The 13583-nt window shown below is 49.4% G+C and carries 2 protein-coding genes; both read right to left on the reverse strand.

The window, feature by feature from the left end:
* Positions 1-163: 163 nt before the first annotated feature.
* The gene (gene yegD, locus H8A87_RS13330; RefSeq protein ID WP_198690435.1) at positions 164-1516 is read right to left on the reverse strand and encodes a molecular chaperone; all 1353 of its coding nucleotides are present in this window, start codon (positions 1514-1516) and stop codon (positions 164-166) included.
* Between the two features lie 177 nt (positions 1517-1693).
* Positions 1694-13579, reverse strand: a complete 11886-nt coding sequence (locus tag H8A87_RS13335) for a non-ribosomal peptide synthetase (RefSeq protein WP_198690436.1) — start codon at positions 13577-13579, stop codon at positions 1694-1696.
* Positions 13580-13583: the final 4 nt, after the last annotated feature.

Below are 13583 nucleotides of genomic sequence, written 5' to 3' on the forward strand. Positions count from 1 at the left end.
CATTCAAATTCATCTATTACAGGTACATTTTGCTGGCTTTGTCAAAAATCTCATTCTGTATATGCATTATTGTCAGAAGAAAAAAACTCATATCTTCAAAAAATGAACAAATATCATAATCTAACTCTGATTTTTCTTTTTTATTGGGCCTGTTTGCAGTCTATCAATCAAAACAAATTTTTGCCCAACGAGCCAGACCTGTAGTCACTGAGCCGAAGTAGTTACCACCGGCCAGCGGGATGCCCGGTAGCTCTTGTTCAACTGTCTGGCGGAGAATAGGCGAACTCGCTGAACCGCCTGTCATAAAGATCACATCGGGCTGAGTTCCCCCTTGCACCACCGCTTCGCTAACCAACTTAGCCATTTTCGCTTTAGTGGATTCGATTGCGGCAATCATCTGCTCGCGCTGAATGTTAACTTCAATAATCTCTGATAATAAGTTTAATTTAACGCGATGTTCAGATTGGTCTGAAAGGGCAATTTTGGCTTCTTCTGCACTGCGAACCAAGCTGTATCCCAGTGTGTCTTGATACACCTTCAATAATCGGGCTAATTTCTCTGGTTCTTGGGCGTCTCTATGCAAAGATTTTAATGCCGTTAAATTCTGGCGAGAGTAGAACTCTTTCTGAGCCTGCACATCGTTGATGGCAATTGGATTCCAAAATTGAGTCAGTGGCATATCAATACCCGAAGCAACTTTACTTCCTAATCCAAAAGGGTGCATGAGTTGTTTAAAGGTCAGATTAATATCTAAATCGTTCCCGCCGATACGCTGGCCAGTATGTGCCAGTAAGCTGTCGCTGCGTTTGGATTTTCCTCTCCAGCTTGGCCCCATCTGGATCAGGGAGCAATCTGTTGTTCCGCCGCCAATATCGACTACCAGCACAGTTTTATCTTCTGTCAGTGTGGCTTCATATTCCAAACCAGCAGCTACTGGTTCAAATTGAAACTCAATGTTGCGAAATCCCGCTCGTTTTGCGGCATCAAATAAAATTGTCTCAGCTTGTTGGTTAGATTTGTCGCCACCACGCCCATGAAAATTGATCGGACGGCCAATCACGACGTCTTCAACAGCCTGCTGTTTATTGGCTTCTACCCGCTGCTTGATATTCGCCATCATGGCGCAGACCAGATCCTCAAAAAAACTGATTTGAGTATCCCTTAATCCCATTGCACCCAGGAAAGACTTCGGCGATTTTACGTAGTAAACATCTTGGGGATTTTCCAAATATCGAGCTAATGCTTCTTGCCCAAATACAATATCATCTGGCAAAAGCTCAATACCTTCCTCACGGTTCGCAGTTATCGCACTACGAAGTAGCTGTTCACCCGTTTGATTGCCTGGGCTGATATTCCAGTGACGAAATAAGTGCTCAGAAACTGATTCTCGGGTCGGTGCAGCCAGAGCAGAAGGAATGTAGAAGTTATCATTTTCGATAGCAATCAACCGTGGCGTATCCCCGATCATCTCTGCTACCGCGCAATTCGATGTGCCATAGTCAAAACCGATGAACATAGGTTCCCTCATTCTCAATCGTGGAAAATTTTTAAAAGGGCGCAGATGCTATCGTAAATTAGCGTAGAACGCGAGCTTAAGATAAATAATTATAGTTGTTCTGTCTCCGGTAATGACTTGACGCTAAAATATGTGGGCCTAAATTTAGGCCCACTAAAATCAAGCATAGCAATCAAATTAACTTATATTGATATAACCCTCAATTGACAACTCGCTGATTATTTCAGTGCTGATAGTCGAAATAGACTCAATAACATCTGAGTGGGAGCGATCATTAATCCATTTGATTACTAAGGGATTAGTTACCCATTTCGAGATATTATTATCTGGTAGTTTTACTACCAATTGATTTATCTCTAATCCAGCAACCCCTTTATAATCTGGATTCATTTTACCCGCTTTAAATAAGGTGATGTTTGTATGTGATAATTTCCCACTTAAATCACAATTAACCATTTCATGTTCAAACGGCATTGCTGACAATACCTTATCTATATAACGGTTGGATGCTCCCATATTTTGTAATTTCATTGTAATCTCTTTAAATGCATATGACATATCTATTTTATTTCTGATTTCTTTTATCTGTTTAGTATTGATAACTGTATCTAATAAGAATAATTTAATGTCTTTTGCACCGACTTGTTCTAACTGATATGCAACCTCCATAGCCAACTGCCCTCCTAATGACCATCCTAAAATTCTAATAGGTTTATCAATAGAAGTTTCAGACAAAATAAATTCCAAATAGATTTGAGATATCTTTTGCAATGATCCTACTGGGTTATTCGTAATGAGATTGTAATTATCAATGCCTATACAGTTATATACATCAGATAAAGCATTGGCTAAAGCAGCATATACTTCACTGCCGCAACTGGCTGCATGAATCATAAACAGTTTATTCGTTGCTGTTGATTCTGGAGTTAATACATTAAGTAAGTTGCATTTAGAGCAATCAGCTTCTAACCATGCAGATAACAAAGAAATAGATTTGTGGCTAAACAGAATGTGCAATGGAATATCCATTTCCATTTCACGATGAATGGCTGCCGTCAGTTTAATGGCCATAAGGGAGTTTCCACCGATACGGAAGAAATTATCCTCAATGCCGACCTGCGCCAGCCCCAGCACTTTCTGCCAGATAGTACAAAGCTGCGTTTCCAGTTCATTGCGCGGAGCGACATAGTGGTCACGGTTGTCCCACACTGGTGCAGGCAAGGCTCGGCGATCCAGTTTGCCATTGAGGGTCAGGGGCACTGATTCAATTCGGGTAAAGCTGGCGGGTACCATGTATTCCGGCAGACGGGTGAACAGATGCCCAATCAGGGCTTCATTCGATAGTTCCCCGTCAGTGATTAGGTAAGCCACCAGGGCTTTGTTGCCCTCATGTTCCCGATCAATCACCACTGCCTGTTTAATTTGTGGATGCAAGGCCAGAGCCGTTTCGATTTCTCCCAGTTCAATGCGGTAGCCGCGGATTTTGACCTGAAAATCATTGCGCCCCAGATATTCCAGATTGCCGTCCGGCCGCCAGCGGACTAAGTCGCCGGTTTTATACAGGCGGGTGTAGCCCAGGGCTATATCTTCTGTTGTTGCAAACGGGTTCACCACAAAATTTTCAGCTGTCAGCTCTGGTCGGTTCCAATACCCCCGTGCCAATCCGACTCCGCCGATATAGAGTTCCCCCGGCGCACCGATAGGGGACAGATTGCCGTGACTATCACGGACATACAAACGGGTATTATGGATTGCCCGGCCAATGGGGACATTGCTGGTAAATTCTTCGGCGGTATCGACGTAGGTGACTTCAATCGCGGCTTCTGTTGGCCCATAGAGGTTAATTAAGGCACTGGAGCCTGGATTAATGCTTGCAAATGCACTGACCTGAGAAGACGTCAGCGCTTCCCCGCTACAAAAGACATGGCGGATTTTATCTGATAACTGCTGCTTGGTAGCCTGTAGCGTTTGACAAAATGCCCCTAGCATAGACGGGATAAAGTGAAGCAACGTCACGCCGGTTTTCAGCATAAGTTGATGCAGAGCTTCTGGCTGTTTATGGATCTCAGGCGAGGCAATCACGATACTGGCCCCGACCCAGTTCGCCAGCAGTAGTTCCCATACGGAGACGTCAAAGGTATACGGAGTTTTTTGCAGCACTTTATCTGTCGCATTGAAAGGATATTGGGATTGCATCCAGCACAGGCGATTAACAATGCTTTTATGCGTCAGCTCAACTCCTTTCGGCTGACCGGTTGTTCCTGAGGTGTAGATGATATAGGCCAGATCAGTGGCTCCATTTATTGGCACTGGGTTTTCCACTGGTCGGTCGAGGGTCACGGTTTGGTCATCCGAAGCGATCAGTGCAGGTTGCTCCATCAGTTTGTACGTATATTCCTCTAGTGCTGCCAGATGTCGTAGCTGTGTTACCACGCATGGAGACTGCGTGTCTGCCAGAATAAATCGGATTCTCTCCGGCGGATATTCCGGTGACATCGGCACATAGGCTCCACCTGCTTTCAGTACTGCCAGAATACTGATCACCATCTCCAGACTGCGATCCAGATACAGGGCGATGGGGGTGTCTGCCGGCATCGGTTTATTGTGCTGCTGTTGATAGTGTTCGCGGATCACCACGGCTAGCTGGTTCGCCTGTTCGTTAAGTTGGCGGTAAGTCAGCGTTTTCCCTTCAAAGATCAGAGCTTCGTTATCCGGTGTGGCTTCTACCTGTGCCTCGAATTGTTGTTGCAGGGTTCGGTTCTGTGGGTACGGCGTGTCAGTCTGGTTCCAGCTGTGCAGCAGGGTGTGGCGCTCCTGCGCGGACAATACGTCAAGTCCGGCGAGAGATTGTTTCTGGTCTGTGACGAAAGCCGTCAGAACCCGCTGATAACTATCAGTGATACGGGTTATCGTGGCTTCGTCAAACAGGCTCACTGCGTAATTGATGCCGCCAGTAATAAGACAGGTTTGGCTATCAGACATAAACAGGCTCAGATCAAACTTGGCTGGCGTGTGCAGAGGCTCGTCCAGCTTAACTGGACTAAACGGCAGATCTGTTCCGTTTGGCAGATTTTCACCGAAGCTTTGTAGCCCAAACATAACTTGGAAAATAGGGTGACGGGAGGCGTCACGTTCAATCTCCAGTGCGTCAACCAATTGTTCAAATGGGATGTCTTGGTGAGACTTGGCTTGGGCAATCACCTTGTGGGTCTGCTGGATCAGCTTTTCCACACTGTCGGTTTGTTCAATCTGTGCCCGTAAGATCAGCGAGTTGACGAACATGCCGATCAATGGTTGGGTTTGCGCATGGTGTCGGTTGTCGGTGGGAGTGCCCAGTATAATATCGTCCTGTCCGGACAATTTCGCCAAAGTGACATAAAAACCACTGAGCAGCACTGAATACAGGGTGGTTTCTTGTGTTTTTGCCAGCGTTCTTAACTGTTCGGAAAGTTTACCATCCAGCGTAAAATCGAAATTCCGTCCCCGATAATCCACCTGTGTTGGGCGGGGCCTGTCTGTTGGCAAGGTCAACGGTTCATAACCCGCCAATGTCTGTTGCCAGTATGCGAGTTGACGTTTATGGACTTCGCCTTGCAAATATTCCCGCTGCCATTTGGCGTAGTCGCCATAAGTGATATCCAGAACGGGGAGTTGGCTGTTACGGTTTTCTAGCAGAGAATGATAAATCTCCGCGAGTTCATTCATAAAAATATCAATCGACCAGCCATCGATGGCGATATGGTGCCACATGATCAGCAAGTAATGCTTTTCGGCTACTTGCGTTTCTGTCAACGGCGTTTCTAACTGATAGTGACACAGGCGCAGGCTGGGTTCGGCGGTCAGATCGAACGGAGTGGTTAGCTCGGCGCGCACTGCTTGCAAAAGTGCGTCTATATTTTCACAAGATTGTGACCGAAGAAGAAGATTCCCTTCAAGTAGGTGCTGATATTCATGGCCTTCATCGTCACTGCGGTATACCGTGTTCATCACGGGGTGGCGCTCAACTACCCGGTTAATTGCGGTTTCCAGCAGCGGCAGGCAGGCCCCATCATTCAACTGCACTAAGGAAGGAATATGATAGGCATAGGTGCCTTGCTCAAAACGTTCGATAAAGAGCATCCGTTCTTGGGCAAATGACAAGGGATAGTGCGTCAGCTCGAAGTGAGGAATTACCGTGCAGGCTTGCTGCCCCATCTGAGCGGCCAGTCCGGCAATGGTTTTCAGTTCAAACAACTGCGTCAGTGATACCTCCATCGCTAGAGTCCGGCGAATGGTCGCAGTCAGTTTAATGGCAATGATGGAGTCTCCACCGATACGGAAGAAGTTATCCTCAATACCGACCCGCGCCCGCCCCAGCACCTCTTGCCAAATCGTACATAGCTGTGTTTCCCGTTCATCGCGCGGAGCCACATAACCCTCACGGTTTTCCCATACCGGCTCCGGCAAGGCTCGGTAGTCCACCTTGCCGTTCAGGGTCAGGGGGATCGAGTCAATCTGGGTAAAACTGACTGGTATCATGTATTCCGGCAGACGGGTCGATAAATAGCCGATTAAAGTCTCATCCGACAGTGGCCCGTCAGTCACCAAATAAGCCGCCAGCGCTTTATTGACCTCGTGCTCGCGGTTCATCACCACCGCTTGTTTGACCTGTGGATGTGCGGACAGGGCACTTTCGATTTCCCCCAGTTCAATGCGGTAGCCGCGGATTTTGACCTGAAAATCATTGCGTCCCAGATATTCCAGATTGCCGTCCGGCCGCCAGCATACTAAGTCGCCGGTTTTATACAGGCGGGTGTAGCCTTGAGCCTTATCTTCATCCGTGGCAAACGGGTTTTCCACAAACCGCTCTGCGGTCAGTTCTGGTCGATTCAAATACCCCCGGGCGACTCCGGCACCGCCAATGTAGAGTTCTCCCGGCGCTCCGATTGGGGACAGGTTGCCTTGGTCATTAAGAACATACAGGCGGGTGTTATCGATGCCTTTACCGATCCCGCGTTCTCCGTTCTGCATCAATTGGTTCTGGGTGGCGCATACCGTGGTTTCGGTGGGGCCATATTGGTTAAACAGCCGGATATCCGGCGGGACAGGCAGCGCATTCAGGACTTCCCCGCCGGTATGAATGATTTGTAATGCAGAGCCAAATAATTCAGCGGAAAAGTGATTCATTAAGGCAGTGGGAATAAACGCCTTGGTAATCTGGTTAGCATTGATAAAGGCCAGTAGCTGTTCACTGTCCCTCGTTACGTTGGCGGGCGCAATAAACGTAGTTGCGCCAGTCATCAGGGACGGGAATAACTCAAAGACTGACGCATCAAAGACGTAATTGGAGAAGAACAGGGCGTTGACCTGAGGACTCAGTAAATGTGTTTTGGCGATAAACTGGGTTAAATTCATGACGCTGGTGTGCTCAACCATTACGCCTTTGGGTTGACCGGTAGTTCCTGAGGTGTAGATGATATAGGCCAGATCGGCGGCGCTATTCACTGGTGTCAGATTTTCCGACGGCTGGCCGTGGGTTGTGTTCCGATCATCAGCGGCGATCAGTGTCGGCTGATTTGCCAGCGTTTGTGTATATTCTCCCAGTGTTTTCAGGTAGCGTCGTTGGGTCACTACGCAAGGGGGTTGGGTATCTGCCAGAATAAATCGGGTTCGCTCCGGTGGGTAGGCTGGAGACACTGGTACGTAGGCTCCGCCGGCTTTCAGTACTGCCAGCATGCTGATCACCATTTCCAGACTGCGATCCAGATATAAGGCGATCGGTGTATCTGCCGGCATCGGCTTATTGTGCTGCTGTTGATAGTGTTCGCGGATCACCACGGCCAGTTGGTTCGCCCGTTCGTTTAACTGACGGTAAGTCAGTGTTTCTGCCTCAAACACCAGTGCCACGTGATCCGGTGTAGTTTTTGCCTGAATCTCGAACTGTTGTTGCAGGGTTTGGTTCTGCGGGTAGGGTACGTCGGTTTGGTTCCAGCTGTGCAGCAGGGTGTGGTGTTCTTCATCACTGAGAAACGTCACGGAGGGATGTGGCTGGTGCGGATCGCGGGTTACTGCGTGCAGAATACGCTCAAGTTGACGAAGTAAACGCTGCGCCTGTTCACCCGCCAGCCAATCTTCGCCATAATTCAATTTTATTATCAGTTTGTTGCCCTGCTCATAGGCCATCAGCAACACCGGATAATCCACTTTTTCGATGGTCTGACGGAATGTCAGTTTGTTTTCAATGCCTTCCCCGTTCTCGTTCGCTACCGGTGCCGGATAGTTTTCAAAGACCAGCAGGCTATGGAACAGGCGTTCCCCGTCCGGCTGCAAGCTGGCGAGTGATACGGCACTGTGGCTGTTGAGGCCGGCGATATCGTGCTGTATTTCCTGTAAAACGGTGGCAACCGTGCTGTTATGTTTCCACTGAACTTGTAGCGGCAACGTGTTGATATACAAGCCCACGCTGGACTCAACCCCTTCTACGGGCACATCTCGTCCGGAAACGGTGGTGCCTACAATGGTTCTCTCATCCCCGCTGTAACTGTGCAACAATTTATGCCAGGCAAATTGCAGAACCACATTCAGTGTGATCCCTTGCTCCCGGCACATGCTCTTGAGCTGCTCATAGGCGTTCCCCTGTACGGTGAGCATCTGGGCCGCAGGTTTTTCGACCGCTTTGAGCTGGGCCAGATCAACATCATCACTCAACAGGGCGGAAAGATCGTTTGTCCCCTGAAACTGGGTCTTGCGCTCACTCCAGTAAGCCTCGGAGGCGGCTTTATGATCAAGGTGGTATTGCTGCGTCGCCAGATAGGCCGTTTCCACCACGACCTCTGGGGTTTGTCCGTGTACCAGCGCGTTGTAATACTCATGCACGGTTTGCAATAAAATCGGGCCACTCCAGCCGTCGGCAATGCAGTGATGTTGCGTGATCAGTACCGTTACTAACTGTTCATGTTGTGGGATTACAGTGAGGCGGATTAAGCCGGGCTGGCTTAAATCAAAAGGCTGTGTCCGGTCATGTTGTTGGATGGTTTCAATCGCGCCGTCCCATTTTTCTGCCGGTAACGGGCTGATATCTTTGAGCGTGAAATTCGTTGGGCCAATACTGGCACCCTCAGTCACTATCTGTAAGATTTCCCCTTCCCAGTCAAACGCGGTGCGGAGGATGGGAAAGCGCAGTGAAGCCAGCGTCCAGGCCTGTTGGTAGGCCGCAAGGTCTAAATGTGCGTGATAATCCAACAGCAGTTGTACGCGATAGGCATCATCCTGCGGCTGGGACAAATGATGATAAATAAAACCTTGCTGCAAACTGGTGGCGGGATACAGGGCTTCAACCTGATACATTTGCTGAAAATGGATGAGACGTTCGATAGGAATCTCTTTCATTCCGTAATCACTGGGGGTCTTCATTCCGCCCAACCGAACTTTCTTCTGACTGGCAATGATGACGCTATTGAGGGCCTGCTCAAATGCGGTGATAAATTTCTCTGTCTGGGACGGCGATAAACGGGATCTCACACTGAATAGCAGCTTGCCTGCCTGAACGGCACTATTAATATCCAGCAGCAGAGGGCTGCGGTTATCGCTGGCTATCACTGCCCCGCAATCGACAAGAGTCAGAGACCCATTTTGATGGCGGAGCTGCCCGGCTTCTCCCCCCAACTGACCAAGATAGTTGAAGTTGATTGCCGATAGATTGCCGGTTAAATACCCAGCTTGATGCAATGCGCCGTAGCCAATGCCTTTATTCGGTATGGCCCTGAGCATCTCTTTGGTGTGAATAATCGTCTCAGCAATATCAGCCTGCATTTCCAGGCGAACAGGATATACGGAGGTAAACCACCCTACGGTTTCTGAGATATCGAGGGTGTTATCGATGTTTTCCCGTCCATGCCCCTCAAGGATGATGTGGTTGACTGATCGGGAAAAACTCGCTTGCAATGCCAGAGTGAGGGTACTGAGTAATAAGTCGTTGATTTCGGTATGGTAACCGGCATTGGCCTCGTGCAGCAAGATGTCCGTCAGTTCGGCAGAAATCTCCAGTAGGTGCTGACTGATTTCACCCGAGGTTGAATAAACCGCTGTCCCTGCCATCACATGCTGCCAGTAGGGCACCTCTTGTTGGTGCTGTGCTGCATACTGATGTACGGCGTCCACCCACTGGCGATAGCTACTTGTCTTCGGCGGCAGTGCTGCACCTTGCAGCAATAAACGCATATCTTCAGCAATAATCTGCCAGGACACTGCATCAATAATCAGGTGATGGAATGCAAAGAATAATCGGGCGCTGCCGTCAGCGTATCCGGTCAGATGAGCGGCCTGCCATAAAGGCCCATGACAATAATCAAACCTGCTCTGCCACTGTGTCAGCTGCTGATGCAATTCTGTCTCGCTTAACCTGCTGACGTCGCCGTGTTGTAATGCGGCCAGCCAAGAGGGATTTTCTGCCTGATAACATTGGCGGTAACCCGCTCCTGTATCGACAAAGTAGGCACGCAGCATATCGTGTCGTTCGGTCAGCTTAATCAGAGCCTGTTCGATATCAGCGTGCCTGATTGCGCCGGAAAGTTGGATCATAAAAGCCTGATTCCAATGGTGTGGAGACGGTAAGTTCCGGCTGAAGAAGTCTTGCTGGATAGGCAATAAGCCAAATTCCCCGCTTAACCGTCCTTGCTCTGCAATGGTGCTTACTGTGGTTGACGTCTGTGCCAACAATTGTGCCAGTCGTGCCACCGTTGGCGCTTCAATAATCGATTTGACTTGCAGGGTAAAGCCCGCCTGCCGAAGTTTGGACACCAGCCGGATACTGACAATTGAATCCCCGCCGATCCGGAAGAAGTTATCTTCAATGCCAACTTGCGCCAGCCCCAGTACGTCTTGCCAGATGGCACACAATTGGGTTTCCAGCTCATTGCGCGGAGTCACATAATTGTCCTGATTCACTTTTACCGGCGTCGGCAGGGCGCGACGATCCAGCTTGCCGTTCAGGGTCAGGGGGATTGACTCAATGCGGGTAAAGCTGGCGGGCACCATATATTCCGGCAAGCGGGCAGATAAGAGCTCAATTAAGATCTCATCCGACAATATCTCATCTGTCACCAGATACGCTGCCAGCGCTCTATTGCCCTTGTGCTCGTGATCAATCACTACCGCTTGTTTGACTTTAGGGTGTGTGATGAGAGCACTTTCGATTTCCCCCAGTTCAATGCGGTAGCCGCGGATTTTGACCTGAAAATCATTGCGTCCCAGATATTCCAGATTGCCGTCCGGCCGCCAGCGGACTAAGTCGCCGGTTTTATACAGGCGGGTATAGCCTTGAGCCTTATCTTCGTCTGTGACAAACGGATTTATCACAAAGCGTTCTGTGGTCAGCTCTGGTCGATTTAAATATCCCCGTGCCAGCCCGGTGCCGCCAATATAGAGTTCCCCCGGCGCTCCGAGCGGGGATAAGCTGCCTTGGTCATCAAGGACATACAGGCGGGTGTTATCGATGCCTTTACCGATCCCGCGTTCTCCGTCCTGCAACAATCGGTTCTGGGTGGCGCATACCGTGGTTTCGGTGGGGCCATATTGGTTAAACAGCCGGATATCCGGCGGGACAGGCAGTGCATTCAGGGCTTCCCCGCCGGTGTGAATGACCTGCAATGTGGAGCGGAATAATTCAGCGGAGAAATGATTCATTAAGGCAGTGGGAATAAACGCCTTGGTAATCTGGTTGGCATTGATAAAGGCCAGTAGTTGTTCGCTGTCTGTCGTCACGCTGGCGGGGGCAATAAATGTGGTTGCACCGGTCATCAGGGCCGGGAATAACTCAAAAACTGACGCATCAAAGACGTAATTGGAGAAGAACAGGACGTTGACCTGCGGACTCAGTAAATGCGTTCTGGCGATAAACTCGGTCAAATTCGTGACGCTGGCATGCTCAACCATCACGCCTTTGGGTTGACCAGTAGTTCCTGAGGTGTAGATGATATAGGCCAGATGAGTGGGATCATTTACTGGAACAAGATTTTCCACCGACCGACCGTGGGTTGCTGTTCGGTCATCTGCGGCGATCAGGGCCGGTTGAGCTGCCAGCGCTTGAGTATATTCTCCCAGTGTTTTCAGATGGCGCTGCTGGGTAATGACGAAAGGAGCCTGCGTGTCCGCCAGAATAAATCGGGTTCGCTCCTGCGGGTATTCTGGAGAAATCGGTACGTAGGCTCCTCCCGCTTTCAGCACTGCCAGCATGCTGATCACCATCTCCAGACTGCGATCCAGATACAGGGCGATCGACGTGTCTGCCGGTATCGGCTTATTGTGCTGCTGTTGATAGCGTTTACGGAGCACTACCGCCAGTTGGTTCGCCCGTTCATTGAGCTGACGGTAAGTCAGGATTTCCCCCTCAAACACCAGCGCCACGTGATCCGGCGTGGCTGCTGCCTGAACCTCGAACTGCTGTTGCAGGGTTTGGTTCTGCGGGTACGGTACATCGGTTTGATTCCAGCTGTGTAGCAGGGTGTGGCGTTCTTCATCACTGAGAAACGTCACGGAGGGATGTGGCTGGTGCGGATCGCGGGTGACGGTGTGCAGAATGCGCTCAAGTTGACGAAGTAAACGCTGCGCCTGCCCGCCTGCCAGCCAATCTTCGCCATAACTCAATTTCATTATCAGTTTGTTGTCATGTTCATAGGCCATCAGCAACACCGGATAATCCACTTTTTCTATGGCCTGACGGAATGTCAGTTTGTTTTCAATGCCTTCCCCGTTCTCGTTCGTTACCGGTGCCGGATAGTTTTCAAAGACCAGCAGGCTATGGAACAGGCGTTCCCCGTCCGGCTGCAAGCTGGCGAGTGATACGGCACTGTGGCTGTTGAGGGCGGCGATATCGTGCTGTATTTCCTGTAAAACGGCAGCAACCGGACTGTTATGTTTCCACTGAACTTGTAGCGGCAACGTGTTGATATACAGGCCTACGCTGGACTCAACCCCTTCTACGGGCACATCTCGTCCGGAAACGGTGGTGCCTACAATGGTTCGCTCATCCCCGCTGTAACTGTGCAGCAATTTATGCCAGGCAAATTGCAGAACCACATTCAGCGTGATCCCTTGCTCCCGACACATGCTCTTGAGCTGCTCATAGGCGTTCCCCTGCACGGTCAGCATTTGGCTGGCGGGTTTTTTAACCGCTTTGAGCTGGGCCAGATCAACGTCATCACTCAACAGGGCGGAAAGATCATTGGCTCCCTGAAACTGGGTTTTGTGTTCAGCCCAGTAAGCCTCGGAAGCGGCTTTATGATCAAGATGATATTGCTGCGTCGCCAGATAAGCTGTTTCCACGGTGATTTGAGGAACCCGTCCCTGCACAAGCGTGTTGTAATACTCATGCACGGTTTGCAATAAAATGGGGTTACTCCAGCCGTCGGAAATACAGTGATGTTGTGTGATCAGTACCGTTACCAACTGTTCATGTTGTTGGATTAAAGTGAGGCGGATTAAGCCGGGCTGGCTTAAATCAAAAGGCTGTGTCCGGTCATGTTGTTGGATGGCTTCAATCGCGCCGTCCCGCTCTTCTGTCGGTAACGGGCTGATATCTTTGAGTGTGAAATTCGTTGGGCCAATACTGGCGCCCTCAGTCACTATCTGCAAGATTTCCCCTTCCCAGTCAAACGCGGTGCGGAGGATGGGGAAGCGCAGTGAAGCCAGCGCCCAGGCCTGTTGGTAGGCCGTAAGGTCTAAATGTGCGTGATAATCCAACAGCAGTTGTATGCGATAGGCATCATCCTGTGGCTGAGCTAAATGATGATAAACAAAACCTTGCTGCAAACTGGTAGCAGGAAATATCACTTCAATTTTGTTTTTAGCGTGTTTGCTGAACTCATCAAAATTAGAATGATTTTTATTAAAGATAAGGCGTTGAAAATCCTCTTCAGAGAAAATACTTCTTTCGTTGAGAAAATCTACTATGTTTTCTCTTTTTTCTTTTACTTTATCAATGAGTTGAACAGGAGGTGTTTCTCCTGTAAATGCCAGTTTTAACTTATTTTCACTAGTCCATACTGACACATTATTTTTATTGAGTTCATTAAGTAGCATCAACATATTT

Origin of the sequence: Xenorhabdus lircayensis, from assembly GCF_016306625.1 — a bacterium.
Lineage (GTDB): Bacteria > Pseudomonadota > Gammaproteobacteria > Enterobacterales > Enterobacteriaceae > Xenorhabdus > Xenorhabdus lircayensis.

Bases quoted from the DNA above. Each gene is read 5' to 3' on its own strand.
- yegD (WP_198690435.1), bottom strand. From the start codon at position 1,516: ATGTTCATCGGTTTTGACTATGGCACATCGAATTGCGCGGTAGCAGAG.
- H8A87_RS13335 (WP_198690436.1), bottom strand. From the start codon at position 13,579: ATGTTGATGCTACTTAATGAACTCAATAAAAATAATGTGTCAGTATGG.